This window comes from Streptomyces sp. NPDC002676 (genome assembly GCF_053592455.1).
In genome coordinates, this window is record NZ_JBSFVT010000024.1 from 60,248 (window position 1) to 86,613 (window position 26,366).

General features: G+C 69.0%; 27 protein-coding genes and 3 pseudogenes. 16 read left to right on the forward strand and 14 right to left on the reverse strand.

Annotation, left to right across the window (positions count from 1 at the left end; translation table 11 throughout):
• Positions 1-205: 205 nt before the first annotated feature.
• Positions 206-496 carry a transposase family protein gene (locus tag ACWD3E_RS37620; protein WP_451392034.1) on the reverse strand — a complete coding sequence of 97 codons (291 nt, stop codon included), beginning with the start codon at positions 494-496 and terminating at the stop codon, positions 206-208.
• On the opposite strand from ACWD3E_RS37620, the gene ACWD3E_RS37625 reads away from it, so the two are divergent.
• Both ACWD3E_RS37625 and ACWD3E_RS37630 read left to right on the forward strand, forming a co-directional pair.
• The gene (locus tag ACWD3E_RS37625) at positions 404-607 is read left to right on the forward strand and encodes a hypothetical protein (protein WP_451391996.1); all 204 of its coding nucleotides are present in this window, start codon (positions 404-406) and stop codon (positions 605-607) included. The genes ACWD3E_RS37620 and ACWD3E_RS37625 overlap by 93 nt on opposite strands.
• Before the next feature lie 91 nt (positions 608-698).
• Positions 699-1,202: an AAA family ATPase gene (locus ACWD3E_RS37630; protein ID WP_451391997.1), complete on the forward strand. Its 504-nt coding sequence runs from the start codon at positions 699-701 to the stop codon at positions 1,200-1,202.
• Here ACWD3E_RS37630 and ACWD3E_RS37635 read toward each other — a convergent pair.
• Together ACWD3E_RS37635 and ACWD3E_RS37640 are read right to left on the reverse strand one after the other, a co-directional pair.
• Entirely contained in the window at positions 1,183-2,331 is a 1,149-nt protein-coding gene (locus ACWD3E_RS37635) for an IS630 family transposase (protein ID WP_451391998.1), read from the reverse strand. The two genes, ACWD3E_RS37630 and ACWD3E_RS37635, sit on opposite strands and share 20 nt — an antisense overlap.
• 245 nt (positions 2,332-2,576) lie before the next feature.
• Positions 2,577-3,029, reverse strand: a complete 453-nt coding sequence (locus ACWD3E_RS37640) for a hypothetical protein (protein ID WP_451391999.1) — start codon at positions 3,027-3,029, stop codon at positions 2,577-2,579.
• Between the two features lie 168 nt (positions 3,030-3,197).
• On the opposite strand from ACWD3E_RS37640, the gene ACWD3E_RS37645 reads away from it, so the two are divergent.
• Positions 3,198-3,734, forward strand: a complete 537-nt coding sequence (locus ACWD3E_RS37645) for a GNAT family N-acetyltransferase (RefSeq protein ID WP_451392000.1) — start codon at positions 3,198-3,200, stop codon at positions 3,732-3,734.
• Between the two features lie 251 nt (positions 3,735-3,985).
• Here ACWD3E_RS37645 and ACWD3E_RS37650 read toward each other — a convergent pair whose 3' ends face one another.
• Together ACWD3E_RS37650 and ACWD3E_RS37655 are read right to left on the reverse strand one after the other, a co-directional pair.
• Entirely contained in the window at positions 3,986-4,969 is a 984-nt protein-coding gene (locus ACWD3E_RS37650; RefSeq protein WP_451392001.1) for a recombinase family protein, read from the reverse strand.
• Between the two features lie 116 nt (positions 4,970-5,085).
• Positions 5,086-5,286, reverse strand: a complete 201-nt coding sequence (locus ACWD3E_RS37655) for a hypothetical protein (RefSeq protein WP_451392002.1) — start codon at positions 5,284-5,286, stop codon at positions 5,086-5,088.
• Between the two features lie 233 nt (positions 5,287-5,519).
• Between ACWD3E_RS37655 and ACWD3E_RS37660 the strand changes: the two genes are divergently transcribed.
• Positions 5,520-8,561, forward strand: a complete 3,042-nt coding sequence (locus ACWD3E_RS37660) for an ATP-binding protein (RefSeq protein WP_451392003.1) — start codon at positions 5,520-5,522, stop codon at positions 8,559-8,561.
• A 515-nt stretch (positions 8,562-9,076) separates the two neighbouring features.
• Entirely contained in the window at positions 9,077-9,595 is a 519-nt protein-coding gene (locus ACWD3E_RS37665) for a hypothetical protein (RefSeq protein ID WP_451392004.1), read from the forward strand.
• A 121-nt stretch (positions 9,596-9,716) separates the two neighbouring features.
• On the opposite strand, the pseudogene ACWD3E_RS37670 reads toward ACWD3E_RS37665, so the two are convergent.
• The 3 genes and pseudogenes from ACWD3E_RS37670 to ACWD3E_RS37680 form a co-directional block, all read right to left on the reverse strand.
• Positions 9,717-9,887 (reverse strand): annotated as a pseudogene (locus ACWD3E_RS37670) (response regulator); the annotation flags it as partial.
• On the reverse strand, positions 9,863-10,366 hold the full coding sequence (locus ACWD3E_RS37675; protein WP_451392005.1) for a DUF6193 family natural product biosynthesis protein: 504 nt from the start codon (positions 10,364-10,366) through the stop codon (positions 9,863-9,865). The gene ACWD3E_RS37675 and the pseudogene ACWD3E_RS37670, both read right to left, overlap by 25 nt.
• A gap of 30 nt (positions 10,367-10,396) precedes the next feature.
• A complete protein-coding gene (locus tag ACWD3E_RS37680) occupies positions 10,397-10,585 on the reverse strand; it encodes a hypothetical protein (RefSeq protein ID WP_451392006.1) in 189 nt (62 codons plus the stop codon).
• 481 nt (positions 10,586-11,066) lie between these two features.
• Between ACWD3E_RS37680 and ACWD3E_RS37685 the strand changes: the two genes are divergently transcribed.
• On the forward strand, positions 11,067-12,116 hold the full coding sequence (locus ACWD3E_RS37685; protein WP_451392007.1) for a transposase: 1,050 nt from the start codon (positions 11,067-11,069) through the stop codon (positions 12,114-12,116).
• A 129-nt stretch (positions 12,117-12,245) separates the two neighbouring features.
• A complete protein-coding gene (locus tag ACWD3E_RS37690) occupies positions 12,246-12,869 on the forward strand; it encodes a hypothetical protein (RefSeq protein WP_451392008.1) in 624 nt (207 codons plus the stop codon).
• Positions 12,870-13,006: 137 nt separating this feature from the next.
• Here ACWD3E_RS37690 and ACWD3E_RS37695 read toward each other — a convergent pair whose 3' ends face one another.
• Positions 13,007-13,732: a DUF4241 domain-containing protein gene (locus ACWD3E_RS37695; protein WP_451392009.1), complete on the reverse strand. Its 726-nt coding sequence runs from the start codon at positions 13,730-13,732 to the stop codon at positions 13,007-13,009.
• 592 nt (positions 13,733-14,324) lie between these two features.
• Between ACWD3E_RS37695 and ACWD3E_RS37700 the strand changes: the two genes are divergently transcribed.
• From ACWD3E_RS37700 to ACWD3E_RS37710, 3 genes and pseudogenes are all read left to right on the forward strand, one after another.
• The gene (locus ACWD3E_RS37700; RefSeq protein WP_451392010.1) at positions 14,325-15,347 is read left to right on the forward strand and encodes a hypothetical protein; all 1,023 of its coding nucleotides are present in this window, start codon (positions 14,325-14,327) and stop codon (positions 15,345-15,347) included.
• Positions 15,348-15,665: 318 nt separating this feature from the next.
• On the forward strand, positions 15,666-16,664 hold the full coding sequence (locus ACWD3E_RS37705; protein ID WP_451392035.1) for an NADP-dependent oxidoreductase: 999 nt from the start codon (positions 15,666-15,668) through the stop codon (positions 16,662-16,664).
• A 56-nt stretch (positions 16,665-16,720) separates the two neighbouring features.
• Positions 16,721-17,058: pseudogene (locus ACWD3E_RS37710) on the forward strand (nuclear transport factor 2 family protein).
• Positions 17,059-17,330: 272 nt separating this feature from the next.
• Here ACWD3E_RS37710 and ACWD3E_RS37715 read toward each other — a convergent pair.
• On the reverse strand, positions 17,331-18,239 hold the full coding sequence (locus tag ACWD3E_RS37715; protein ID WP_451392011.1) for a LysR family transcriptional regulator: 909 nt from the start codon (positions 18,237-18,239) through the stop codon (positions 17,331-17,333).
• Between the two features lie 137 nt (positions 18,240-18,376).
• Here ACWD3E_RS37715 and ACWD3E_RS37720 point away from each other — a divergent pair, with 137 nt between their 5' ends.
• The 5 genes and pseudogenes from ACWD3E_RS37720 to ACWD3E_RS37740 all read left to right on the forward strand — a co-directional run bounded on the left by ACWD3E_RS37720 (position 18,377) and on the right by ACWD3E_RS37740 (position 21,217).
• Complete coding sequence (locus tag ACWD3E_RS37720; protein WP_451392012.1) at positions 18,377-19,195, forward strand: 3'(2'),5'-bisphosphate nucleotidase CysQ; 819 nt, start codon at positions 18,377-18,379, stop codon at positions 19,193-19,195.
• Between the two features lie 41 nt (positions 19,196-19,236).
• Positions 19,237-19,833, forward strand: a complete 597-nt coding sequence (locus ACWD3E_RS37725) for an NADPH-dependent F420 reductase (protein ID WP_451392013.1) — start codon at positions 19,237-19,239, stop codon at positions 19,831-19,833.
• Positions 19,834-20,024: 191 nt separating this feature from the next.
• Positions 20,025-20,465, forward strand: coding sequence for a hypothetical protein (locus tag ACWD3E_RS37730; protein WP_451392014.1), 441 nt, complete (start codon positions 20,025-20,027; stop codon positions 20,463-20,465).
• 126 nt (positions 20,466-20,591) lie between these two features.
• Positions 20,592-20,672, forward strand: a pseudogene (locus tag ACWD3E_RS37735) (16S rRNA (guanine(527)-N(7))-methyltransferase RsmG); the annotation flags it as partial.
• A 53-nt stretch (positions 20,673-20,725) separates the two neighbouring features.
• Positions 20,726-21,217 carry an N-acetyltransferase family protein gene (locus ACWD3E_RS37740; RefSeq protein WP_451392015.1) on the forward strand — a complete coding sequence of 164 codons (492 nt, stop codon included), beginning with the start codon at positions 20,726-20,728 and terminating at the stop codon, positions 21,215-21,217.
• A 276-nt stretch (positions 21,218-21,493) separates the two neighbouring features.
• Here ACWD3E_RS37740 and ACWD3E_RS37745 read toward each other — a convergent pair whose 3' ends face one another.
• The 3 genes from ACWD3E_RS37745 to ACWD3E_RS37755 all read right to left on the reverse strand — a co-directional run bounded on the left by ACWD3E_RS37745 (position 21,494) and on the right by ACWD3E_RS37755 (position 23,275).
• Positions 21,494-21,697 (reverse strand): ATP-dependent DNA ligase, encoded by a 204-nt coding sequence (locus ACWD3E_RS37745; protein ID WP_451392016.1) that lies wholly within the window; start codon positions 21,695-21,697, stop codon positions 21,494-21,496.
• 276 nt (positions 21,698-21,973) lie between these two features.
• The gene (locus ACWD3E_RS37750) at positions 21,974-22,306 is read right to left on the reverse strand and encodes a DUF6233 domain-containing protein (protein WP_451392017.1); all 333 of its coding nucleotides are present in this window, start codon (positions 22,304-22,306) and stop codon (positions 21,974-21,976) included.
• Positions 22,307-22,342: 36 nt separating this feature from the next.
• Positions 22,343-23,275, reverse strand: a complete 933-nt coding sequence (locus ACWD3E_RS37755; RefSeq protein ID WP_451392018.1) for a DUF2867 domain-containing protein — start codon at positions 23,273-23,275, stop codon at positions 22,343-22,345.
• A gap of 51 nt (positions 23,276-23,326) precedes the next feature.
• Here ACWD3E_RS37755 and ACWD3E_RS37760 point away from each other — a divergent pair, with 51 nt between their 5' ends.
• Entirely contained in the window at positions 23,327-24,013 is a 687-nt protein-coding gene (locus ACWD3E_RS37760; protein ID WP_451392019.1) for a TetR/AcrR family transcriptional regulator, read from the forward strand.
• 757 nt (positions 24,014-24,770) lie between these two features.
• Here ACWD3E_RS37760 and ACWD3E_RS37765 read toward each other — a convergent pair.
• Complete coding sequence (locus ACWD3E_RS37765) at positions 24,771-26,240, reverse strand: FG-GAP-like repeat-containing protein (protein WP_451392020.1); 1,470 nt, start codon at positions 26,238-26,240, stop codon at positions 24,771-24,773.
• Between the last annotated feature and the right edge of the window lie 126 nt (positions 26,241-26,366).

Genomic DNA, 26,366 nt, shown 5'->3' on the forward strand with positions numbered 1-26,366 from the left:
CCCCCGCAGTGACGATCACTGGCCTCTTGCGCGGCGCCCATCCCCACGGGCTTTACTGGTGGTTGGTGGGCGCACAAGCCAAGACGGGCACGAGGTGATCACTGAGCCTCCGCCAACTTGAAGTCGCAATGTAAACGGGCTGGTGTGACTGGCTTTCGGGGTGCTCACGCTGCTCGTGCGCGGTTGTCGCGGAGTAGATCGTTTGTCAACGGTTGACTTCGAGGTTCGTCAGGACGAGCAGGGCGCGCAGGAGGTGGGTGGCGCGGGCGGGATCGGTGCGGAGCTTGGTGAGGATCCGCCAGTTCTTGAGGTGGGCGAAGCCGTGTTCGACCGGTGCGCGGCCGACGGCGAGGACTCGGTTGGCGGTCTTCTGGCCGGGGGTGAGCTTGTGGGTGCGGCTGGCATGGAAGCCGGTGACGATCACGGGGTCGAGTACGTCGTTGGCCAGGCCGCGGAAGCCGAGGTCCGCCAGTGCCCCGAGGCCGGCGGCGTGCAGGTGGGCCAGGATGTGATCCTGGCGGGCGGCGGTCGCCGCGATTCGGCCGGGCGGCAGGATCCGTCATCGGGACCGTATCGCCTTCAGGTGGCGCCGCAGCAGACCGGCTAGTGCTCTGACCACATAGGTTGGCCGGGTTGGGCTTCAGCGGGCGCGCTGCTGGCCGCTGAAGTCGGCGCGTCCTCGGGATTAATCTGTCTCGGTGACGCAGCGATTGAGCACGGTGGTGCTGATGTGTGGTCTTCCGGGAGCGGGCAAGACCACCTACGCGATGGATCTGGTGCGACGCGGTTACGTTCGCCTGTCGATCGACGAGGTGGTCTGGCAGCGACTCGGAAGGCGTGACGCCGGTCTGGTGCTGGATGCGGAGGCGTTCGACCAGCTCAAGGAAGAGGTCCGCCGCGAGCAGCGGCAGGAACTGGTCGAGTTGATGCTGGCCGGGCGCGATGTGGTGGTGGACTACAGCTTCTGGAGTCGTGCCGCCCGCGATGATTACAAGGCGCTGATTGAGAAGCACGGCGGCTGCTGGGAACTGATCCATCTCAAGGCGGATCGGACGACGCTGGAACGTCGCCTTGAAACACGGAACGACGAGGAGGGCCCCAACTCCGTCACAGTGGACGAGACCCTGTTCAGTCGCTACTTGACCAAGTTCGAGGAGCCGGCTGGAGAGGGTGAGCAGGTCGTCATGCAGCCCTCAATTTGAGGACCTGAAGCCGATCAGTGGCAACCGGACGACGTCCCCAGCGGATGCCCTTCTCGCAGCGGATGCGGGTGCGCTCGCGCCGTTGGGCGGCGAGGACGTCGGGGTGACGGGCGTTCGCGTTGCGCCATCGCAGGTACGCGTGAAGCGCTCGGGTCTGCACGGTGTGGTTGCGATGGTTGGAGTTGGCGATCGTGAACTGACGCAGCGGTCCGAAGTGAGCCTCGATCGGGTTCGCCCAGGACGCGTAGGTCGGAGTGAAGCACAGCTCCACCCGGTTCTTCCTCGCCCAGCGCCGGATCTGCTGGCCCTTGTGCGCGGACAGGTTGTTCAAGATGACGTAGATCGGGGCTCCGTCCGGCCGTGCCGCGCGGATCGAGCTGAGCGCGGCCAGGGTGTTGGCGGCGCCCTTCTTGCGGCGGTTGACGCCCCAGAGGGTGTCGTCGCCGACCGAGTAGCAGCCGTGGAAATAGCGGACGCCGTGCGTGCGGTGGTAGGTCGCGGGGTGCCGCTCGGGGTGACCGGTAGGAGCCCAGCCAGAGCCGGCGGTGGGGCGGATGCCGAGCGGGCCGAACTCGTCGAACGCAAACACGCGGTCGGGAAAGCGGTCCAGAACGTGCTCGATGCGGTCGGGCTTCGCGTCCCGGTCGGGATCCGGTGAGTCCTTCCAGGTCTTGGTGCGCTGGAAGGTGACGCCGCGGCGGGCCAGCAGGCACCGTAACGCCTCGCGCCCGATCCGGATCACGCGACCGTGGACTTTCCGCAGGTAGGCGGCGAGTTTGCGGATCGACCAGCGGGTGAAGGGCTGGCCGAGCTTGGTCGGGCGGGTGGTGGCCGTCTGGACGACGAAGTCCTCGTCGTCAGGACTGAGCAGGCGGGGACGGCCTCCCGCCCACCGAGGGTCCAGAGCGGTCAGGCCGATCTCGTTGAACCGGTGGATCACGTCACGGACGGTGTCCTCGTCGGCCTGCACCAGCTGGGCGATCACCGGGACCCGGTTGCCGCCGGCCGAGGCCAGCAGCATCATCGCGCGCCGGAACCGTACCGAACTGGTGCTGCCCCGGCGCACGATCTGCTGCAGCTTCTGCCCCTCCTGGTCGGTCAACCTGCGCACACGGACAGGCTCTGCCACCAAACCCCCCGCGGTCGGATCGGATGTCACGGGACATCCAACTGCCTCGACCACAGACCCGGCCAACCTAGGTGGTCAGAGGCTAGGTGGTTGACGGTGTGCGTGGACAGCGGCAGACGGCACTGATAGACAAGCGGGCAGGTGTCCTCGGCGCGTTCTTTGGTTTGCGTCACACAATTCCAACGGCCGCCGGGAGCAACGTGGTTACGCCCGCCCCGCGTTACCCCGAGCGGGGTCGTTCCTGCTCACAGGCGGGTGGTGAACCGGCCTTCGGGCAGTTTGCGTAGCCAGCCGCGGTCAGCCAGTCTGACCAGCTTCCCGCGCAGCGGTTCCAGCTTGCTCCTCGTGCTGACGTCAACTCCCAGCATCTCGCCGACCTGCCGGGCCATGACCGGTCCGGCGGCCTGCCGCACGGCAGCGACGATGCGCTGGTAGTCCGACGGGAGAGCGGTCTCCTCCACGTCTGACGTGCGGTGCGGGATCAGCTGACCGCCCGGCCGCCTACCTGCCCGGGCTCCGGCGCGGCGGGAGGCGCGTTCGGCGGCGAGCTGTTCACTCACCCGCTCGAGAACCCGTTCGGCGACGGCGAGTTCATCGCGCTCGGCCCGTACTTCCGCCAACTGCTTGGCCAGCTGTTCTTCGAGTTCGTCCAGTTCCGCATGCCGCGCGGTGATCCGTTCCAACAGCTCGGGATCCATGCCCGGATCGTAGAGGGCCACCGCTGAAGTCGTGACGGATCTCCCACAAGGCCTCAGTGTCCGCCCAGCTCTGGAAGACAGGTGCCGTCGGCGGTGTAAACGACGACCTCCGCATCAACCTGACCAGTGCTATCGAGCGCCCGTGCGAGCCCATGCGAGGATCTCGACGTGAACGATCTGCGCTTCCGCCTCGCCGAGGAGACCGACCTTGCCACTCTCGTCCGACTGCGTGACGAGGCCGCCCACTGGATGCTCACCCAAGGCATCACCGGGCAGTGGCAGCCCGGTCAACTCGACGAGGACCACTTCCGCAGGGCCATGGCCAGTGGTGAGGTCTGGCTCGCCGAGGCTGGTGGCGGCGTGGCTGGGGCATGGGAGCTGTGGTGGGAGGACGAGGACGCCTGGGGACCACAGCCGCCGGTGGCCGGCTACGTGCATCGGCTGATGGTGGACCGCAACAACGCCCAGCCGGGGACGGGACGGTTCTTGCTGCGGGCCGCGGAGCGCCGCATTGCCGCGACGGGACGGGCGTTCGTGCGTCTGGACTGCTTGGCCGGCAACGCGCGCCTGAACTCCTACTACCTTGACGCCGGCTACCGGATCGTCGGCCGCAAGGCAGGCAAACCGCAGCCGGGCGGTGCACCCAAGTCGTTCACCCTCCTGGAGAAGACCTGCGGACCGGCCGCGGGGGCCCAGCGACTGTAGTCCGAGGGACACCTCCGCTGAAGACGATGGCGACGGTAGATGTCAGCACTGATCGATCCGCCTCCTGCGTGCCTTGCTCGTTCTGACGAACCTCGAAGTCAATCGCTGACAGACGATCTACTCCGCAGACAGTCGCCGACGACCAGCGTGAGCACCCCGAGAACCGGTCACACCATCCCTTTGACCTGCGGCTTCAGGTTGGCGGAGGCTCACTCATCTCGCGGAATCAGCGTCAAGGGCTGGGCCGCGAGTCAGCCGGCGGTTTCCATCGCGGTGGTGGGCTCGTCGTGTTCACGCAGCATGCGCATGACGGTGGCGGGTGAGGGGTGCTGGCCCTTCTTCGTGCCGGTGGTGATGACGAGGCGTTTGGCGATGTCGCGCAGGCTCATCTCCTGCTCGCGCAGGTGAAAGGTCATGGACAGCATCGACTCGTCGGTGACGCCTGCGCCACCGATCGTCCTGCCGCGCTTGCGGGCGGACTCGTGGCCCTCCAGGGTGCGGTCGCGGATGTACTCGCGCTCCATACCCGACATCGCGGCCAGCACCGTGAACACGATCCCGGACGGGTCGTGCGAGCCCTTGAGTTCGCCTGTGAGGAACTCCAGCCCGACATCCCTCGCCTTCAGCTCTTCGGCGAGCATGGCGAGTTCGATGCCTCGGCCGAGCCGCTTGTGCTCGTGAACGACGAGGGTGACGGCGACGCCGGAGGAACGGATCTCCCCGGCGAGCTTGACGGCGGCCTCCGACTCGGGGCGCCGGGTGGCGCGGGTGGAGATCTTCTCCGAGAAGATGCGCGTCACTCCGGCCTCGGCGAGGGAGTCGAGCTGCGCGTCGAGGGACTGCCGGGCGGTCGAGGTCCGGGCGTAGCCGAGGCGGACGTGCCCGGCCGGTTCGGCGCCGACGCTCACCGGCCGTGGTAGCTCGGTCCGCTGGTCGGCGGCCGCGTTCGCCATGGGACCGTACGCAGTCAAGAATCCGGGGAAGGTGGAAAGGGTGAGCCCGGCGGTGACAGCGTCGAGGTCCCGGCGGAGGAGCCCTGCGAAGCCCTTTAGGGGCTTCGGTGCGTTTTGCTCGGCCTGCCGGATCCACTCCAGCAACAGGTATCCGCGCTGGTGGCGGACCAGATCGGCGAACGCCAGAGCGAGATCGCAGGCCCGGGTGATGTCCGGGCAGGCGAGCCGGACTTGGAGGAGTCGCTCGTCCTGGCTTTCGGTGAGCGCTTCTCGGGGCCGCATGATCCACGAGGTGATCTTGCGAGGGGCCTCCGCCGGCCCGCGCCACATTCCGGGCCATCCCGTGTGAGGCCGTCCGCTACGGCCGTCGGTACTTCTCGCGGGGCTCACCACATCGGTCACCTCAGGACGGCGGCAAGGGCTGCGGTGACGGCGGCGGCGAGGGTGAGCACGGCGGCGAAGGCGGTTGCCGCGCGGAAGAAGGCAGCGGGGTAGGTCGCGCCGTCGAGACGGGCGATCTTGCCGGCGACCGCCGCGGCAAGGAGTGCGGCGATCAGGACGAGGGCGATGGTGAACAGCACGACGGTGAGACCGGACACTTCAGGCTCTCCCAAGGGCGTCGGAAATTGGTCTCCTCGAAGGTCGCGGATCCTGTGTGCGGCATGGTTCGGGTGGCCGAAGATGGACATTGCTGAACAACAGCGTGCACGGCAGACCGGGGGACGAAATGGGCGGCGCAGGAGACAGCCGGGGCGAGCCGAGTGGACCACGGGCGGCTCTGGCCAGACTGCAGGCCTGCCTGACGGATGGTCTTGCGACGTCCGGACGGAGCGTGACGCAGTTGGCCGGGCAGACCGGGCTGGGGCGTACGACGGTGAGCAACGCCCTGAACCGGCCGGTGGTCCCGTCAGCGCGGACCGTCGCCAGGATGGCCAAGGTGCTGCGGCTGAACCAGGAGGAGTTACTGGAGCTGCGCCGCCAGGCCGCCGCTGAACGGGACGAGCCGGATGGGTCCCGGCTGCCGGGGCCGGGGGAGACTGCCGGGACTCCGGACCCCGCGGTCGAGGACGGGACCGTGCCGGAGGCGGCGCCGGCGCCGGCGCTCAACGGGCGTACCGGACCGGTGACGCTGCCCCCGCTGGCGAAGGAGTTCACCGGGCGCGCCGGGGAACTGCGGGACGTCCTCGACCGGCTCGACCCCGCCGCGTCGGCCTCCCCGCCTCCCCAGGTCCCCAGCGGCACGGCCGCTCCGGCGACGGTCGTGGTCTCGGCGGTGATGGGCATGGGCGGGGTCGGCAAGACCGCCCTCGCCCTGCAGGCCGCCCACCGGGCCCGTCTGCGCGGCTGGTTCCCCGGCGGCATCCTCTTCGCCAACCTGTACGGCTACAGTCCCCACCAGGAGCGGACACCGGGCGAGGTCGCGGACCAGTTCCTGGGCGCCCTGGGCGTCAGCAGCGCGGACATCCCGGTCACTGCCCAGGGCAAGCTGGACACCTGGCGGATCGTCCTCGACCGCCTGACGGCCGAAGGCCGCCCCTTGCTCGTGGTCCTGGACAATGTGCGCAGCGCTGGACAGGTCTCCGCGCTGCTCCCGCAGCCCCCGCACCGCGGGTTGGTGACCTCGCGGCAGTCCCTCGCAGCCCTGCAGGGCCACCGCGTGGACCTGGCACCCCTCACCCCCCAGGAGGCCGTGGACCTCATCCAGCAGGTCCTGTGCGCCGGCGGCATCCGCGATGACCGGGTCTCCGCCGAGCCGGAGGCAGCAGCGCGGCTCGCTGAACTGTGCGGCTACCTACCCCTGGCCCTGGAGATCATCGCCGCCCTGCTGCGCAGCGAACCGAGCCGGAGTCTGGAGAGCCAGGCCCGGGAGCTGACCGCCACACGGACCCGCCTGAGCGTCATCGAGATCGAGGAGACCGACGCGGAGAGCCGTCCCATGGCGGTACGAGCCTCCTTCGAGTTGTCCTACCGGCATCTGACGGAGCCCCAGGCCGCCGCGTTTCGTCTGCTGGCCGCCGTTCCGGGGCCGGACGTCTCCAGCGCCGCCGCCGCGGCCCTGCTCGGCGATCCCGGCAGCCGGCGGCTGCTGGCCGAGCTGTCCCGCGCCCACCTCCTGACAGGATCGCGCGACCGCTGGTCGATGCACGACCTCATCCGCCTGTACGCCGAGGAGCAGGGCGACGCGCACTCGGACGGCGACCGGCGGGACGCCGCCCTCACCCGCCTGCTGGAGCACTACCGGACAACCGCCGCGGAGGCGGACACCCACCTGACCGGCATTCCAGGCAACCGGTCCCCCCACTTCGGTGGGCGTCGCCACGCCCTGGAATGGCTGGACGCCGAACACACGAACCTGGTGGCCGCTGCCACAGCCGCCCCGCAGCTCCGCCATCCCGCCGTGGCAGTGGCCCTTGCCCAGTCCCTCTCCCGCTACCTCGAACACCGCCGCTACTTCGACGACTGGATCACCTTGAGCACCACCGCCCGCGACGTCAGCCGCGAGGACGGCAATCGCACCGGCGAAGGCACGGCGCTCGACAACCTCGGGCTCGGCCTGCGGCACCTGCGTAAGTTCGAGAAGGCTGTCGCCGCGCACACCGAGGCCGCTGGGATCTTCCGGCAGCTGGGCGACCGGGGCCGGGAGGCACTCGCGCTGAACCACGTCGGCATTGCGCTGAGCGGGGAAGGCCGGACGGACGAGGCCATCGCCGCCTACACCCGGGCCAGAGGGATCCTCGCTCTCACTCGTGACCAGCCGCACGTGATGGCCTCGGTCGTCGGCAACCTCGGCGCGGCACTGCGGGAAGCGGGCAGATACAAGGAGGCCGTCACGGCCCATGCCCAGGCAGCTGAGACTTTCCGCCGGATCCGTGACGAGAGCGAGGAGGGCTCGGCCCTGACCAGCCTCGGGGGCGTCCTGCAGCATGTGGGCAGGTACGAGGAGGCCATCGCGGCCCACAGCCGGGCCGTTCGTATCCACGCGCGCCTCGATGATCCGCACCGCGAAGCCGCGGCGCTGAACAACCTCGGCGGGGCCTGGCAGTTGACAGGGCGGACGGCGGAGGCCATTAGCACCCTCACCCGAGCCGCCGAGATCTTCCGGACACTCGGCGACCGGTACGGCGAGGCCTCGGCCCTGATCAACCTCGGGGACGCGCTGCAGCAGACGGACCGGACCGAGGAGGCCGTCAGCACCCTCACCCGGGCCGCCCGACTCTTCCGGGAGTTCGGCGCCGATGGCTACGAGGCGCGGGCATCGCATGCCCTCGGAAAGGCGCTGCTGGCGCTCGGCAGGGCCGAGAAGGCTGTCACCGTCTTCTCCCGGGCGGCTTTGCTCTGCCGCGGCTCAGGCGACCACGGCAATGAAGGTGCGACCCTGCTGGGTCTGGCTGCCGCCCTGGAAGCGGAGGACCGGCCGGACGAGGCTGCCACCAGCTACGCGCAGGCCGCCACGGCCTTCGAGCGGGTCGGCGACGACCCTGCCAGGGGCTGGGCGCTGACCAACCTCGCGGGTGCGCTGCTACTGGCAGGCAGGACCGGGGAGGCGCTGTCGGCGGCGGATTCGGCGTTGGAGCACAACCGGCGCGTGGTCACGGACGAACCTGTCGTGTACACGCATGTCCTGGCGCATTCCCTCATGCTCCTGGCATGGCTGCGTGAGGAGGAGCAGCAGAACCTGCCCGGGAGTCTTTCGGCGGCGATGGAAGCGGCCGGGCTCTTGACCCCGCTGGCCGCGACACAGCCCGAGACGTTCGCCGCCTCCCTGCGGGGGGCGCTCGAACAGTGGGCGCACGTGCTGGACCTGCTCCACCGCACGCGGGAGGCCGAGCAGGTACGCCGCCGACTGGAGGGGATGGACCGCGGCCAGACCTGACCAGGTGCTTTCGAACGCGGGATCGTGGACACGGCGGACGAGCTCGGCACCCGATGTGGTGACCGGCACGACCGGCGGACGCTCGATCTCCCAGTGGCTGTGGCGGCGCAATGGCAGATCCGGCAGGTCGTAAAGCTCCTCGACGCCGCCGCGGTCCTCGTCATTTCGCCGGCCGCGCACGCAGCGGTCATGGCCGCTGCCGCCACCCTGGAGCCCGCCGACGTCGGCACCCTGAATGGGGAGAGGGACATTCCGATGCCCACAGGGCTGCTGGTGCTGCCGGAGCCGGTTGTCGTGGAGAACCGGGGTGGCTCATTCTCCGACATCCGCGCCTTCGGCTGGCAGTTCGTCACCCAGCACCAGGTCCTGGCCGACGCCCAGTACCTTGGGGTCCAGCTCACGTGTTTCATGGACCGCGACGGCCCGTACAGCCGGATTCCTGGCGCCTCGCGGTCACTCAGGCGCGCGCCACTGGATCACTGCTTCCTCCACTCGTCCCGGACGGAATCTACGGGGTGCGGGCCGATGGCGGCCTCCCCATCGAAAGCAGCGAGCGGCACGCCGAGCTCTCCGAAGAGCACCGCAGAATCAACACCGTCCTGAACCAAGTTGCCCAGCGCAGCGCGCTGCCACCGGAGGAAGGGCAGTGGGACGGCGGGCGGATCAAGGACACCTACGACGACTTCGCTGCCCGCTACGCGTTCGCGTTCTGGCGGCTCGCCGCCCAGGGCATCACGGTCCTCGACGCCCCGCGCGAGCCCGGCGAGGGCAGACCCCGCAACCGGCCTGGGGCACAGTCAGCGGGCCCCGACCTCCATGTCATCCGCTTCGCCAACCAGGCGCCCGCACAGCGTTCAGTTGAGGACGGCGGGACGAGCCGGGTCTGCCACCACCGGTGGTCCGTCCGGATGCACAAGGTGCGACAGTGGTACCCCAGTGCTCAGGAACACCGTCTGATCTGGCGCGGCCCCTACATGAAGGGCCCGACCGGCGCGCCCTTCCTGGTGGGCGAGAAGGCGTACTCCGTGGACTGATGCGGGTCAGCCAGACCGTCCGGCACCCGGGCCGAGACCGCAGCCGGTGCCGTGGCAGGCACAGCCCGGCCCCGTCCCTTCTTCGTGTACGGGACCGGGGAGTGCTGTGCCTGCCCGGGGACTACTGGCCGTGTCGCTCCAGGTAGATGGAGGTGAACACGGCGACCTTGGCGCGCAGGGCCCATGGGGCGAAGGGCTTGCTCATGTAGTCGACTGCGCCGGCTGCGTATCCGCGGGCGGAGTGTTCGGATCCCGTGCCCATCGCGGTCAGGAGGATGATTGGGAAGTCTTTTGACCTTCGTCCGTCTGGTGCCTCTTTGTTGTGGCTTCGTGAGCCGCGAGTTCTTCCGGGGTGCCCAGGAAGGCAGGACCGCAGCCCGCTGGAAGACGCTGGACGACCATGGTGATGGCCTCCTGTGCTGTTGCGGCCGGACCAACTGTCTGGCTTCGGAGAGGACCGGAGAGCCAGTAGGTACCCCCAGCGGCGGGCTGGATGTAGGGGATGTCCCAGGTCCACCGCCGTTCGGTGCAACGGCTGAAGTGGAGTTCTCCCATCCCGGTCCAGGGGAAGAGCCGCCGCAGGCAGGGCTCGGCGTAGGCCGCTTCCAACAGTTCCATCCGTACGCGCCCGTCGTCTCGTACTGCCTGCCAGCCTGCTTCGACAACGGCGTCGCGCGTTGCATCCCTGTTCACGTCAACATCGTGCCCGAGGGGCGCGGCCGACCGAGGCCGTTTGTTTGATCGAATAGCTCCTTGAACTTGATCGCGCACGCGGGCTCGCCCGCACCCCAGGCGCGGCGCCTACCCCTCCTCGTCCGAGTCCGGGCCGACGGTGAAAGCCTCTGTCAGGACGTCGGCCGGCAGCCTCGACCGCCGGGCCACGTCGTCCAGCGACACTCCGGCTTTCAGGGCCGCATCGACGGTCAGCGCCAGGACCTGTTCGATCAGGACGGCGCTCTGGCTGAGGTGGTCCAGCAGTTGCCGGGCCACCTCAGGGGTGCCGCCGCTGTGCGCGCCTCGCAGCTGTTCTGCGGCCTCTGATGGGGATTCTTGAAAGCGGCTCTGGCCGCAGTTCCGTGAAATCCCTGGTCAGGGGCGGGAACGCGGGATCGTTTCGGCAGTGTGTTTCCTGCCGTGGCGAGCAAGACGGTTGAGGATGTGTTGCTTCCCGGGCTCGGTGTGCGGGTGGAGCGGGTCGACGACTTCTCCGACGCCCTGGTGATGGAGGCGGTGTCCACCGGTCGGCCGGGCCGCTGTCCGGGCTGCCAGAAGCAGGCGAGACGGTGCACAGCTCATACCAACGCAGCTTGGATGAGCGGCCGTTGGGCTCGCGGCGGGTCGTGATCCGGCTCCGGGTGCGCCGGTACTTCTGCGACCGGAAGAGGTGTTCCCGCAGGACGTTCGTCGAGCAGGTGCCGGGTTTGACCGAGCGGCACCGCCGGTTGGAGGTCGTGCTCCGCAGGTGCTGGGGGTGGACGAGTTCGCCTTCCGCAAGGGCTGCAACTACGGCACCGTACTGGTCGATGTAGAGGCCGGCCGGGTCGTGGACGTGCTGCCCGACCGCACCTCGGAAACCTTCGCGGCCTGGCTCAGGGACCACCCCGGCGCGGAAATCATCTGTCGTGACCGGGCCACTGCCTACACGAAGGCGGTCAAGGAAGCTGCTCCCGACGCCCTCGAAGTCGCCGATCGGTGGCATTTGCTTCAGAACCTGTCTTCTGCGGTGGAGAAGACCTGCCACCAGCACCGCAACTGCCTGCGCAAACACGCCGAGCAGGAGACAGAGCTGACCGTGCCGGAACCGGCCCCGATGGAACTGCCGGTGCCGGAACTGTTCCGCACCCAGATCATCGAACGGACCCGTCACCGCTTCGAGGACGTCCACCGGCTGGTGGAGAAGGGCTGGACGATCAGCGCCATCGCGCGTCGTCTGAACCTCGATCGCAAGACCGTACGCCGCTTCCGCGACACCGATCTCGACGAGCTGCTGGCTTCCGCCCGAGATCGCCGTCCAAACGGCGTGCTGGAGCCATTCAAGGCATACCTCAGCGTCCGCTTCACCGAGACCCAGGGCCAGGTCAGCGGCACCCGTCTGTACCTGGAGATCGACGAACGCGGCTACCGCGGGAGCCGTCAGGTGGTCCGCAAACACCTCGCCGCCCTTCGGGCGGGCACCGCCGAACCGGTCCGGGCTGACATACCCAGCCCCCGGAAGATCACTTCCTGGATCATGCGGCCCCGCGAGACCCTCACCGAGAGCCAAGACCGGAGGCTGCTGGAGGTCCGGCTCGCCTGCCCCGACATCACCCGCGCCTGCGACCCCGCCCGAGCCTTTGCCGAACTGGTCCGTAACCGGCGCGGATACCTGCTGCTGGAGTGGATCCGTCAGGCCGAACAGGATGCCCCAAAGCCGATGCAGGGCTTCGCCAGCTTCCTCCGCCAGGATCTCGACGCCGTCACCGCCTGGCCTCACCCTCCCGTGGAGTTCCGGTGTGGTCGAGGGGCACGTGAACCGGGTTAAAACACTCAAGAGAGCCATGTACGGCCGGGCGTCCTTCGAACTTCTCCGAACCCGCATCCTGACCGGCCAGCAAGCGTGATCCCTTAAAGCAGAAGACCCTGGCTCCGAGCAGTTGTACCGTCAGGCGCCGTGAGTACGGACATCCACGGCGGTATCGAGTTCCGCCATCCCGGCGTCGGCACGGACTACTACGAGGGCGAGCCGTGGGTCGGCGCAATGGATCTCTGGCCCTTGTACGACGAGACCGACTACGCATCCTTCGGATGCCTCTTCGGCGTGCGCAACTACGCAGGGTACCCGCCCCTGGCCGCGGAACGTGGTTTGCCCGACGACTTGTCGAGTGGGCTACGCGAGCGCCTTCAGCCTTGGGTGGCAGACGGCCACCTGGCAGGGGCTACCTGGGTCAGCTGGGCTGAGATCGCGGGACTGGATCCAGCAACTGCTCCGGAGCACTACATTGGCCGGCTCACATGGTCATCCCTGGCGAAGCCCTCAATTCTGCATCAGCAACTTGTTCCGGCTGAATGGCCCCCGGAGTTGGTTGCTGCGGTGGGTCCACGCCCACAGGAACTGGAAGGAGGCGACCATTACGTCGAGTGGAACAGCGCAGACCTGCTTTGCCGGTACGAGTCGTTGACGGCTGGTTCCATCCTGGGCCCCAGGTCCCACTGGCCATACGTGTTTGCCGTAATGAAAGCTCTGGCGGATCGTTTCGGTGATGACGCCGTTCGACTCGTCGTGGCCTTCGACTGATCAAGAACTCGTCAGCTGGTCGATCACGGAACTGCGGCCAGAGCCTTGAAAGCGACCGGGGATACTCCTCGCCTCACTTGATCAAGTCCTCAAGCGAGTGGGGAAGTTCGGCGATCGGTGGGCCCGGTGGCGCCGAGTCACGCCTTGGCACCAGGCATGCCGCTGGTTACGACGATCGCGGCCACGTCGCCGGTCTTGGTGCGGCCCAGCCATACGACGCCGCCCGACTCTGCCGTGAACGTGACCAGATCGGCTTGTTGCGACTCGTCGGTGACCCGCTCGCACCCGCCTGGCAGTTGCTCCGAGTCGCGCGGCACCGGCCAGCCGTCCACATACGCGCGAAACGGAGCGGTCAAAGCCATCCACGCGCCGGCGTCGGCGAAGCAGCCCACATTGGCGTCGGAGCCAAAGCGGATCTGCTCGCCCGGCTGAAGCCGATCGATATCATCGTCGACACCCAGGCCCATCTCCCACCCGACCACGGGGTCGTCACTGATGCACAAGCGGGTCGCGGCGCACGCAACGCCGTCGAAGTGCTCCCCGAAGAATTCGTACGGCCCCGCCGTCCACGCGATCTCCACTCGGTAGGTGCCCGGGGGAATTCGCACCGCCAGTTCCCGTGGGGGACTCGTCGGCAGCCCTCGCTCGTACTGCCAGGTTTCGTCGTCATGCCACGGCGCGTCCACGACAAGACGGCCGCTGGGTATGCGAATGGCGGTCACCTCTTCAATCCCCGTGACCACGACGGGCGTTGTCGGATCGTCGTACACCGTCCCCAGGTGCTCCCCGGGCGTGAATGCCGTCTCGAGGTACCAGGTGGCCTCCGGCCCGGCCGCCAGCCGAGCGTCCCCGATCCATTCCATGTCTCATCCCTCCGTCGCCACCCGGCCGGGCGGTCAACCGAAAAGGTACGTGGGCCCAGTGACATCGGCAGCTTGCACATCGACCCAGAGAACGTGACCGTGACCAGTTCAGCTCGCCGTGCTACCGCCACTGCGTTGGATGCCGCCTGGCAGGTCACGGAGGTAGGCAGCCAGCCCGCAGGTCAGCGCGGGTTGGCCTGGGGAATCAAGCCGAGCGACTCTGGGAAGCCGTCTCTCAACCGATCTTGGAACGTGCAAGTCGAACAGAAAGCGATGGGGGGAAGTTGGCGGCTGCGTACTCGTCCGCTATGCGGAACACGCCGGCACAACGCGGACACTCCGCGCGGCCCATGAGATACGTGATCCCTTCGGCCAGTCGGTCCTGGCCGTCACGGACTTCTTGCTGTTACGTGGCAGTGACGATTCCGGCGCAGACCGGCACAAGATGGTGGGTGAGGATGATCACGTCGCGCGCCTGACCAGTGTTGCGGCGGCCGAGGGGCATCGTGACCGGATGGCCCGCTCCGGCGCCGGAAGGCACAGCGCGCGAGGGGATGAACCACTGACCGTTACCCATTCCCAGGGGGGAATCATGTCCTTGACCCGTCCGACCGCTCGGCGCCTCGGCCTGCTGTGCGCCGCCACGGTCGCCGCCCTCGTCCCGGTCGTGGGCGCCGTGCCTGCCGCCATGGCCGCACCCGCCGCGTCCGCCGCCGCGCACCAGGGTGTCGTGGCCGGGCAGAACCCGGGCGGAACCATGGTCCGTACCGAGCAGCTCGCCTCCGGTGGCGGATTCGTGGAGATCTACCGTGTCTCGGCCTCCCACTACTGGGGCCGGATCGTCACCTACTACGGCACCAGCGTCATCGACGCGAACGGTGAGACCGTGGCGCTCCAGGACAACGGCGAGTACACGTTCCTCACCCCGCAGGGGCACTTCGGGGACTGGATCGCCGTCTCGGGCAAGAACCAGTTCCGCGGGCCCGGCACGTTCACGATCGCCCGCGGCTACACCGCGATCGTCGAGCAGACCGGCAAGAACCAGTGGCGGGCGAAACTGACGCGGCCCGCGGGCGGTGCGTTCCTGACCCTTCAGACGCACGCGGTCGACGACGGCCACGGCACGCTGTCCCACGTCTACGCCGGGCAGGAGATCGTCGACCCGGGCGGCAAGGCGATCTACGTCGTCCTGAGCGCGGACGGCATCATCACCTCCTTCGACCCGCAAGCCGCCACGGGCGGTGAGCCCCCGACGGACAAGTGCACCGCGACCCGCGTGAAGTCCATCGGGGCGGGCATCCTGGCGCACATGAGCAACCGCCCCAGCGGGCCCCGGGTCTCCTTCACGTCGGTCTACGACGACGGCAAGGAGCGGCCGGTGCTGATGCCGCTGGACAAAACCCACCTCTCGCTGCCCGCTGACGCCGGCATCCTGGCGCGGATAACGGGTGCGAACACGGCGGCACCTGAGCTGGTCAGCCGTGTCGAGGGCGGCAAGGGTGCGCCGGAGACGGTCACAGCGTTCCCGGCGGTCCCGAAGGGCTGCCACGGCACGAGCACCGGTACCTCCACCATCTCGGGCACGTCTGGTCTTCCGGTACGCACGGCACGCTGATCGAGATCGGTTATCGCCGTGCGGCGTCCATGTCCGCCGCACGCGGGCTGAGCCTCGCCCACCTCTGTGCGCCAGTGAGCCTGCCGGTTGTTTCTGGCCGACGGGCTTACGGCCGGGGTGGTCTCCCTGCGAACGACCCGCGCGGCAATCCGCAACGCGTACGACGGCACGCAGGCACACACTCCGGGGCGGCCGGGGCGGATTCCTCGGCGGGGGAGGCCCTTTCATCATCCCCGCGTTCGATCTCGACAGGAGCTCGTCAGCCCTCTGCGCCGGGGCCGGAAGGACCAACGTTTCTCCAAGAAAGCGACAGGCGCGATGAAGGCGATCCAGTTCCACGAAGCGGGCGGGCCGGAAGTTTTGCAGTATGACGAGGTGCCGGTTCCCGAGATCGGCCCGGGCGAGGTGCTCGTCCGGGTGCACGCGGCGGGAATCAACCCGCCGGACTGGTACCTGCGTGAGGGGATGAAGGTCATGCCGGCCGAGGTGAGGCCGGCGCTGGAGTTCCCCCTGATCCCCGGAACGGACATGTCGGGCGTGGTCCAGGCGGTCGCTTCGGACGTGCTGGGGTTCGCCGTCGGTGACGAGGTCTTCGGCATGCTGCGGTTCCCCGGATTCGACGGCCGGACGTACGCCGAGTATGTGGCCGCGCCGGCTTCGGACCTGGCTCACAAGCCGGCCGGTATCGACCACGTGCAGGCGGCTGGGGCGCCGATGGCCGTGCTTACGGCCTGGCCGTACCTGGTTGATCTCGGCCACGACGTGCCGTCTCCTTTCACCGGCCAGGTGCACCAGCCGGTGCCGATCACGCCAGGGATGACCGTGCTGGTCAACGGGGCCGCCGGTGGAGTGGGCCACTTCGCGGTGCAGCTGGCGAAATGGAAGGGGGCACACGTAATCGCGGTGGCCTCGGGCCGGCACGAGCAGTTCCTGCGCAAGCTCGGCGCCGATGAGTTCATCGACTACACCAGGACGCAGGCCGCGGACGTGGTCAGCGGTGTCGACCTGGTGATCGACACCGTCGGTGGCCCGGACAGCTCACGCTTCCTGACCGTGCTCAAGCGCGGCGGCACCATGCTTCCGGTGTTCTTCGCCCAGTACGACCCGGAAGAGACGGCGAGTCTGGGCATCACAGTCTCGAACATTCAGGCGCGTTCCAACGGCCCCCAGCTCGCCGAGATCGGGCGCCTGTTCGACGAGGGCAAGCTCCAGGTCGGGGTGGACAGCACCTACCCGCTGCCCGAGGCGGGCAGCGCACACACGCGAGCCGCGCAGGGCCACCTCCAAGGCAAGATCGTGCTGACGGTGGTCTCGTGATCGCCGAACTCCAGCAGGCGGTGGCGAACTACGCCCACGCCCTGGACGAGCTGAATGTGCCCGAGCTGGAAGCGGTCCTGACCGAAGACACCACCTGGACCTTCACGATGCCCGGACAGGGAGTGCTCGGCCGGGTCGCCGGACGCACGGCGGTGCTCGACTTTATCCGTGACGGGTACACGGCCCAGACCGGAAGGGTGCGGCACCACCTGGGCAATGTCGTGGTCACGACGACGCCGCCACCGCTGAGGTGCGGGCCTATCCGGTGCAGACGAGGAACACCGGCGAGAGCATCCAGATGATCTCGACCGGGGTCTACACGTTCGGCCTGTGCCGGTCCGATGGTGGGTGGCGGATTGCCGAGCTCACCCTGACGCTGGACAACGCCTTTTAGGGCGGGGCTAGGTGTATTGACCCGCAGCGGCGCGGTCGCTCGGCACGTCGCCGAACGCGGCGGCGATCTGCTTCAACGTCAGCAGCCAGGAGACCGTCAAGACGTTCGTGTCCTGCATTCTCGGCAAACTCGGGCTTCGCGACCCCGTTCAGGTTGGTCGTGTACGCCCCCCGCCGGGGGCTGGTGATCTGATGCGGGTCCGCGCAGCGGCCGGCCGTGCGGCATCGAGGTGGTCGCGTGGACGTATGGGTGAAGCGGCCGGACGGCGCGGACTACGACGACGCTCCGCTCATGGCCAGCGCGGTTCGTGCCAGCCCGCGCAGCCAGGCGTGGGCGTGGTCGGTGTCGTAGCGCTGATGCCACGACAGGTATATCGGTGCCGACGGCAGTTCGAGCGGGAGGGGGAGCACGACCAGGCCGAGGTCGGCGACCGCTGACCGCGTGGTGGCTTCGGGGACGCTGATCAGGAGATCGGAGCCGCGCGCGAACTCCAGCGCTGCCGCTTCCGTGGGTGCGGTCGCCACCACGCGGCGGGTGAGGCCGAGCCGCGCGAGGGCGTCGTCGAGGGCATTGCTGAGGTTTCCACGTCGCGAGACGGTGACGTGCTCAGCGGCGGCGTACCGCTTTGCGGTGACGGTCCTGACGCGGGTGAGGGGGTGCCCCTGCCTCACGACGATGACGAGGCGGCTCTCGCCCACGTTCTCGGCTCGGATGTCCGGTGCGCTCGGGCGGTTGGCGTTCGCCTCCAGGTCGACCTCGCCGCGCCGCAACTCGGGGGTGTCGATGCTCGATTCCGCGACGAAGCGCAATCGCACGCCCGGCGCCTGTCCGCGCACGGCCGTGAGCAGTGTGGGGCCGCTCAAGGCGACCAGGGAATCGTGCCAGCGGAGTGTGAAAGTGCGCTCCAACGTTGCCAGATCGAGTTCACGGCTCGGTGCCAGCACCCCCTGGACCTGGTGCAGCAGCTCGTGGACCTGTTCCCGGACGGCGATCGCGTACGGCGTCGGGGTCATCGTGCGGCCGGTGCGCACCAGGATCTGATCCCCGGTCGTGCGCCGGATTCGGCCCAGACTCCGGCTCATCGCGGGGGCGGTGACGTGCAGGCGCGCGGCCGCCCCGGCCACACTTCCCTCCTCCAGCAGTGCGTCGAGCGCGGCGAGCAGGTTCAAATCCAATTGCATGTGAGTAATCCTAGTCGTGCTTGACATGCATTTGAAGTTAATTAAAGGGCTGTATACCTTCGAGACGAGAGCGCAAGACGGAACGCACAGCTTGGTCCGACCGGCCTCATCACCCCTCCTCACACGGGAGTACCACCATGTCCGAAACGCTTCAGACCACTGACGTCGCCGCCTCCGACGCCGACCTGCTCGGCCAGACCGCGATCGCCGTGCGCGCGGCCGGTTCGGCGCTGCGCGAGCGCTTCGGCGAGGTGGTCCGCTACCAGACCCGCGAAGAGCTGATGCGCGCGCTCGCCGCCAACGACGACACGGCCCTCGACATCCTGCGCCCCCGCCTCACGCGCCTGCGCCCGGACGCCGGCTGGGTGGAGGACGAGCTGGACGGCGGGGCGCTGCCGTCCGGCGAATGGTGGGTCGTGGATCCGGCCGAAGGCAACGTCAACCACCTGCACGCCCTGCCGGAGTGGGCGGTGACCGCCACCCTCGTGCGTGAGAACCAGCCGGTGCTCACCGCGGTCCATCTGCCGTTGACCGGCGAGACCTACACCGCGCTGACCGGCGCGGGCGCCTACCTCGACGGCCGACCGCTGCACGTCTCCCAGACCGCGGACCTCGGCCTGAGCATCGTGGCCACCAGTCAGGCCCGGCCGGACGAGGACGAGAAGGTCGTGCGGCGCGTCGGCTCCTCGATCACCGCGATGCTCTTCGACGCGCTCGTCGTCCGCACCGCCGTGCCCGCAACCCTGCACCTGCTGAACGTGGCCGCCGGCCGGATCGACGCCTTCTGGCAGTTCGCCGGCGCACGCGCGGATCTGCTGCCCGGGGCGCTGCTTGTCACCGAGGCCGGCGGACAGATCTCCGACGCCGAGGGCCGCCGCTGGACCCCGCAGAGCGAGAGCCTCCTGGCCGCCGCGCCCGGCGTCCACGCCGAGGCCGTCGCCACGCTCTCACGCTGACCGCGCACCACGACCTGCACGCACGGAAGGACCAGATCATCATGACCACGATCGCAGTTCTCGGAAACGGCCGCGTCGGCGGCAATCTGGCCACAGCCCTCACCCGGGCAGGGCATGAGGTGACCGTGGCGGACCGCGCGCCGGGCGCCGCCGCCGACGCTGCCCGGACAGCCCAGATCGTCATCAACGCCACCCCAGGAGCCGGCTCGCTGGACCGGCTCGTCGCCCTGCGCGAGGAACTGCGCGACAAGATCCTCGTCGACGTCTCCAACGCCACCGTCGACGGACCGGACGGACTGCCTGCCCACCTGATCTACCCCGGCTCAAGCCTCGCCGAGCAACTCCAGGAAGCGCTCCCCGAAACGCGCGTCGTCAAGACACTCAACACCATGCTCTTCCCGGTGATGACCGCGCCAGCCACGCTCACCCAGGCGCCCGACGCCTTCCTCTCCGGCGACGACCCGCAGGCCAAGCAGACCGTCCGTGAACTGCTCATCAACCTCGGCTGGCGCAAGGAGTGGATCACTGATCTCGGCGGGATCCAGACCGCCCGCGCCACGGAGGCCGCGATACTGTTCGTACCGCACGTGATTCGGTCCAGCGGATTCGCGCCCTTCGCGATCTCGATCGCCCGCTGATCCGCACACAGTGCACCGCCGGGGCACGGCATGGCGCAGACGAAGTTCGACAAGCAGGTGGAAGAGACCGCCGAATCCCTCGCGTTCGGTATCGGCCGGTTCCTGGCCAGGCGCCCCATGGACGGGTGAAGCGGACCGACGCGACGTTCTGGCGCTCGGGTACCCGGGTCTTGGGGAAGGTCGAAGACCGCGTGGGGCGTTCCTCCTACCGGGCCGGGTGGCAGCGCCGGGCCTTCCGGATCATCTGGCTCGCAGCGGCGGGGGAGGGCGCCTACCTGGTCGGCAGGCACCCGGACACCAGCTGGCAGATGGCCCAGGATCTGTGGGAGAACCGGGACCAGGCCCTCGCCGCGCTGGAGACCGGCGGCATCGGCGCGGCCTCGGCGTTGACCGTCGGCGGCGTCACGTACGGGCTGCTGACCCGCAAGCGCCGGGAGCTGATGCGTGATGGGTCTTCCCGCTGCATGAGGCGCTCGCGCTGCCGCTCAGGCTGCCGGAGCGGACCGACCGCGCCGCTACCGGAGAGCCGAAGCGGGTCGAAGGCCCCGAAGGGCGCCGGCCATCGGCCAGTCGGCGGCGCATCAACTGAAGTAGGGCTGAGCAGTCCGGGCAGATACCAGGACGTGCGGTGAATGCGCCGGCTGGCCCCTTCGCGAGCGCCATGTCGGCACCGAGCGGCAGCAGCCTCACCGGGGTCACGTGCGCGCCGGTTCCGTCATGAGCGCCGTCCTTCAACGTGCGGTCGCCGCCAGGCGGTGGTCCTGCACGTGGGCGAGGGAGTGGTGGATCCGCTGTCCACCGTCGTGCGCGTCGAGGTCGGGGAGCGCTCCGGCGGTGTGCCGCCGGAAATAACCAGTGGGAGTGCCACTCACCGTTGGTTAGCCTCACGCAGATGGAAATCCGAACGTTCGACGAGCGGGATTGGCCGCAGGTCTGGCCGATCATCGAGCAGATCATTCGCAAGGGAGACACCTTCTGCTACGACCCGCTGCAAAACGAGGCGCAAGCCCACGACTTGTGGGTGGTACCGCCGCCAGGGCACGTCGTAGTGGCGGTGGAGGATCAGCGCATACTCGGCACCTCCAACATGTACCCCAATCGTCCAGGCCCGGGTGCACACATCGCCAGCGGAAACTTTATGGTTGCTCCAGAAGCACGCGGTCGGGGTGTCGGCCAGGCGTTGGGCGAGTACCTGCTGGACTGGGCGCGGAGCCGCGAATTCGCCGGGGTTCAGTTCAACGCCGTCGCGGCCTCCAACACACCGGCACTCAGGCTGTACGAGCGTCTCGGCTTCGCCATGATCGGCACCGTTCCCGGCGCGTTCCGGCATCCCACGCTGGGTCCGGTCGGCCTGCATGTCATGTATCACGACCTGGACTCGTGACCACTACTGGTCTGCTGCGAGTCCGACCGGGCACCACGCCCGAGGAAGAAGCGTCAGGCTGATGGCCCACAGACGACGTTCGTCCGGCCGCGCGGTTGAGGGTCGTCGTGAGGGCTTCCGGCCGTGCGGTGTAGCGGTTCCCGGTGCCGGATCTGGTCAATTTCGCTGGGCGGCGGCCAGGATGCCGCACGTCTTTGGGGCGGCCGAGCAGGGGCGCTGCGACTCAGGGGAACGGCGAACGTCAGGTTCCTCGACCCCCGCAGGCCTCACGCACGCTCAGGCCGTCGGACCGGGCTCGAAGGCGGGGACGTCGGCGGGCGACAGGTCCGGGCGTGCCCGGTGCCACCGGTCGGGGTGCCGCCACCGCCCGGCACTATCGCGTGCGACGTCGACGCCGACCTCCACCACCAGCTCCGGCTCCACGAGGGTGACGTGCAGACTCTCGCGCGAGCCCCACCCGGCGCTGAACGTCCACCCCACCCAGGGGTGGTCGTCTCCGGCCTGGGCGAGGAGGCCGGCGACCGCCCTGCCCGCGGTCTGCGGGAGCGTCGTGCTGCGCCTGACATACCGCAGGCGCCCGTCGGTGTCGTACCGGCCCAGCAGTAGTGTGCGGGGCGCCGCCGGGGAGCCGGTGAACGCGCCGACGATGCCGTCCTCGGTCTTGCGGGCCTACGGCGGCTGCAGCCCGCGGACGATCAGGCATGCCGTCCGAGCGGGGGCAGAGCCCTTAGTCGCGTAGGCGACCGCCCTTCACGATCACACTCTTGTTGCGACGGCCCCGGCCGGCATGTGCTGTCCGAGGCCGAGGGTTGTTGAGTCGATGATGCCGAGACCCGTGTCGGGCCGGCAGTGACTGCAGGCGCTGGTGCCGTCGGCGAGCAGGCGGCGGGCTTCGTCCCGTTCGACGGGCCGGCGTCGTGTGCCCGCCATGTAGCAGGTGCCCCGGTGGATCTGCACCGGTGGCCGACCGACGCCGATGCCGAGTTCGACGATCCACTCGGGCGGGTCGCGGTTGGCACGCTGCCGCTCGCGGCCTGATGACCACTCTGGCCCCTCCCGCCGACGAGGGAACTCGACGAACTCGCACAAGCAGCCACCCCAGGCTCTTGGTACGTCCGCAGCCGCTCACCCCGCATCCGGTGATCCAATGGCGGACGCTCTGCGCGAGACGGCCCGACTCCGTTCTCCGGCGCTGGGCGCTGCGAGGGCCAACGTGCGGTGCGTACGCCGGAACATGGTGCGGGCCATGAAGGGGTGCACGCGCTTGACCACACCCCAGTAAAGGCGCGCGCGCAGGCCGTCGGCCTTCACGGCCGTGCTGAGGGTGACGTAACGCTCGTCGATGAGGATCGAGGCGCGGGCCGTCAGACCCGCCGTGTTCACGTCCAGGAGCAGTTCGCCGTCCGCTCGGGCGAGGACCGGGAAGGCGTGGCGCAGCATGCCCGTCCAGGCCGCTGGGTCACGCGGCAGGCCCGGCAGGAGTTCCATCCTGTACGCGTCCTCGTAGTCGGTACGGTCGAGGGAGGTGCGGATCAGCTGGGCCGCCGCCGGTCTGGCGACGGCTCGGGGCCGGGCCCAGCCGAGCCGGTGGAGCAGCCGCACCCACGGTGACCAGCGCATGGGGCGGGCGACGCCGTCGGTCGCCGCACGCTCGATGTTGTCGAAGATCTCCTCGATCATTGTGTCGTGTATGTGTCGTATGACGCAGGCCCACTGGAGCCGGAGGAAGCCGCGCGCTTCGCACTCGAGGACATGGCGTACACGGCAGCGTTCGGCACCGAGCGGTGCGACCGTCAGCTCGTGGTATCCGTCGAGGCCGCCGCCCGGCGGGGTGTCGAAGCGGACACGACGCCCGGGTTCGTACGCCGTGACGTGGTAGCGGATCCGGCCGTGCCCGCCGTCCGCACCCACGGCGAGCGGGCCGTCGAGGCACATACGCGGCCAGGCCGGGGTCGGGAAGATCGGGTCGTCCGCGGCGGAGAGGCGGTCGAGCAGAGCGCCGACAGCCGCCGCGGGGGCGTCGATCACACGCTCGTGGACATTGCGTACCGCAGTCATCGCCTACCTCCATACGCTGGCGTATGGTTGACCATACGGTAGCGTATGGCCATGGCGCAACGGCAGCAACGACAGGACAGGAAACCCCGGTTGACCGCCCAGGACTGGGCGGACGCCGCCCTCACCGTGATCGGTGAGGGCGGTATCGCGGCCGTCGCCGTGGAACCCCTGGCGGCCCGGCTCGGCACCACCAAGGGCAGCTTCTACTGGCACTTCGCCAGCCGTGACGCGCTCATCGAGGCCGCTCTCGACCGCTGGGCACAGATCAACACCGAGGGCACCATCAGCGAGGTCGAGGCGGAACCAGACCCCAGGAAGCGGATCCATCTGCTCTTCGCCGCAGCCATCACGTCGGCCACGGCCGACCCGCTCGAGGTGGCACTGCTCGCCACCGCGACGCAACCCCAGGTCGCGGCGGCCCTGCGCCGGGTGACCGAGCGCAGGGTGGCTTACCTCGCCCGACTCTTCGCCGGCCTCGGCTTCCCCGAACCGGAAGCCCGCCGCCGCGGACTGCTCGCGTATACCGTTTATCTGGGCCACGCCCAACTCGGCCACGCGGTGCCCTCGATGCTGCCCCCGGAGGAGGGCGGGGAGTTCCGCGCATATCTCAACGAGGCACTCGAGGTGCTGATGACCCGCTGCGGGGGCATGACGGACACGGCCCCTCCGGAAGCTCGGCCCCGGCGAGACCGTGGCCGCGACTCTGATCCAACGCCCCTGCCACGTCGATACCGCTGACGCGTGCTGGGACGAGAACGTGCAGTTCATTCGCCGCCGCCCGGGAAGCTGTCCCTCGGCTCATCGCGGAGGTCAGGCGTCTACGCAGGCAGCCGGAAGCCGGCCTCCCGAGCGGAGAACGAGAAGGGTGAACTGATGCCCGGGGAGAGGGAGAAGACCACCGCGTCTTCGACGAATCGGTCACCACGGCACTGTCACTGGCAGCCTGACGACCGGATCCCCGTCCGCTGCAGCCGATACTGACACCATGAGTGACATGTGGACCGGTGAGAAGGTACGTCTGCGAGGTGTCGAGCCGGAAGACTGGAAGGGCTTTCGCTGTGCCTCGAGGAAGCCGGCGGCTTCCGCAGGGTTGGGCCGCATCGCAGCGGCGATGGGCCGGTCCGGATCGGACAGCAGGGCATCGAGGCAGGCATCACCAAGGCCCAGCAACAGCTCAAGGCCGTCTGGACCTGGGCGTCGTCCCAGTTCTCCTCGGCCCCTTCCTGCCAGGCCCCTGACCCCGCAGCCCAGGCCAGAACGAATCAACGCTCCTGCTCGGCCCATTCCCTCAAGCTGAGCGCCGTCCAATCTGCCGGCCGGCGCCCCGATCGTCGACCTGGTTGCGGCTGGCCGAGGTCCGCCGGCGCATCGAGCACGATGACCGCGAACTCGAGCACGGCCTCGGCCGGACCACAAGAGCGCCCGGTCAGCCAACAGCTCCTTCCCAGCAGGGCACACACCACACCAAGATCAAGACACACCCAACGGAGTCCTACTAGGGGATCACCGTCGTGGGGCCGTTGTCCCCGCTCAGGTCCTCGCCGAACAGTGCCTTCGCGGACGGTGCGCCGATGTCCGTCGGGTTCACCGCGACCGAATCCGAGGCTGTCAGACCGGCGGCGGTGCCACGCAGCAGCCACACCGCGCCGCCGTTCACGACGGTGCCCAGGTTCTCGCCCGGGGCGCCCGCGACCAGGTCCGCCTTGCCGTCACCCGTCACGTCGACCAGGCGCAGCGCCGCGCCGAACACGTCGCCGGACTCCGCGACGCCCGGCACCCCGGCCGTGTCCTGGTTGAAGGCCTGCGCGCCCTTGCCGGTGAGCCCGCCCTTGCCGCCCTTGAGCAGCACCACGGCGCCGGCCTTCGCCTTGGAGCCGATCGCCTCGCCGGGGACGCCGACGGCCAGGTCGGGGTATCCGTCGCCGTTCGCGTCTCCCGCACCGAGGCGTCCGCCGAACTGGTCGCCCCTCTCGCTCACTCCGGGCACGCCCGACGTGTTCTGCGTGATCGTCGTCGTACGGGTCAGGCTCGGGCCGGTCGGTGAGCCGTAGTAGATCTTGACCGTGCCGGGGTCCGTGTCGGTGCCCTCGGTGAGGTTGTCCGGGAAGATGCGGGTGGCGAGGTCGGCGTAGCCGTCCCGGTCGAAGTCGGCGACGGCCGCGGTGGCCGCGGAGGGCAGCTTGGTCGGGGTGGTGGACAGGCCGTCCTTGGTGCCGAGCCAGAGTTTGCCGCCCTCGGCGTGGTTCTCGTAGACGTAGAAGGTCGCGAGATCCTCGATGCCGTCGCCGTTGAAGTCGCCCGCGGCGGTCGAGTTGATGAAGTTGTCGGTGCTGAACACCTTCATCTGCTGCTCGCGTGCGGGGGTGCCGTCGCGGTCGATGGGGCCGTAGAGCACGTCGTGGTAGTCGTAGTCTCCGCCGTTGCTCATGAACAGGTCCATGTGCCCGTCGCCGTCGAAGTCGCCCGTGGTGAGGTCGTCGCCGACCTGCCCGCTCGTCGGCGTGGCGAGGCGTACGGCGTCCTGTCCGGAGATGCCGGTCCTGCGGCCCCACAGGGCGATCACCGATCCGTTGGCACTGGCCTGCGCGACGTATCCCGTGGTGGCCACCGCCAGGTCGGTCAGGCCGTCGCCGTCCAGGTCGCGGGCGATCAGAGCGTAGCCGAACTGGTGGTTGTCGCCGGACACGCCGGGCACACCGGCGGTGTCCTCGGAGATGACCGTGGTGCGCGCCGGGTCTATGCCGTGTGCCGAGCCATAGCTGATCGTGATGTAACCGGCCCAGTTGTGGCCACCGACCTTCGCGCCAGGGGCGGCGACGGCGACGTCCTGATACCCGTCACCGTTGAAGTCCTCGCGCACGGTGGTGGTGCCGGTCACCGCGGACGCGGTGCCCGCGACGAGCGGTATGCCGACCGGACCGATCAAGGCGGCGGTCAAGGCGGTCGATATGGCGGAGCGGCGCATGGCCACGGTTCCTCCTTGGAGCGCGTGCGACAGGTCAGACGCCTGCGCGCTGATGCGATTCACCTGCGAGACTCGCGGAAACGCCCGATGGTTGTGCACTGAACGGCACTTGAACGGGCGCGGTCC

Bases quoted from the DNA above. Each gene is read 5' to 3' on its own strand.
- ACWD3E_RS37625 (WP_451391996.1), top strand. From the start codon at position 404: ATGGAAGCCGGTGACGATCACGGGGTCGAGTACGTCGTTGGCCAGGCC.
- ACWD3E_RS37640 (WP_451391999.1), bottom strand. From the start codon at position 3,029: ATGGATCCCGAGCTGTTGGAACGGATCACCGCGCGGCATGCGGAACTG.
- ACWD3E_RS37650 (WP_451392001.1), bottom strand. From the start codon at position 4,969: ATGCGGCCCCGAGAAGCGCTCACCGAAAGCCAGGACGAGCGACTCCTC.
- ACWD3E_RS37695 (WP_451392009.1), bottom strand. From the start codon at position 13,732: ATGGAATGGATCGGGGACGCTCGGCTGGCGGCCGGGCCGGAGGCCACC.
- ACWD3E_RS37700 (WP_451392010.1), top strand. From the start codon at position 14,325: ATGTCCTTGACCCGTCCGACCGCTCGGCGCCTCGGCCTGCTGTGCGCC.
- ACWD3E_RS37705 (WP_451392035.1), top strand. From the start codon at position 15,666: ATGAAGGCGATCCAGTTCCACGAAGCGGGCGGGCCGGAAGTTTTGCAG.
- ACWD3E_RS37715 (WP_451392011.1), bottom strand. From the start codon at position 18,239: ATGCAATTGGATTTGAACCTGCTCGCCGCGCTCGACGCACTGCTGGAG.
- ACWD3E_RS37720 (WP_451392012.1), top strand. From the start codon at position 18,377: ATGTCCGAAACGCTTCAGACCACTGACGTCGCCGCCTCCGACGCCGAC.
- ACWD3E_RS37725 (WP_451392013.1), top strand. From the start codon at position 19,237: ATGACCACGATCGCAGTTCTCGGAAACGGCCGCGTCGGCGGCAATCTG.
- ACWD3E_RS37740 (WP_451392015.1), top strand. From the start codon at position 20,726: ATGGAAATCCGAACGTTCGACGAGCGGGATTGGCCGCAGGTCTGGCCG.
- ACWD3E_RS37755 (WP_451392018.1), bottom strand. From the start codon at position 23,275: ATGACTGCGGTACGCAATGTCCACGAGCGTGTGATCGACGCCCCCGCG.
- ACWD3E_RS37760 (WP_451392019.1), top strand. From the start codon at position 23,327: ATGGCGCAACGGCAGCAACGACAGGACAGGAAACCCCGGTTGACCGCC.
- ACWD3E_RS37765 (WP_451392020.1), bottom strand. From the start codon at position 26,240: ATGCGCCGCTCCGCCATATCGACCGCCTTGACCGCCGCCTTGATCGGT.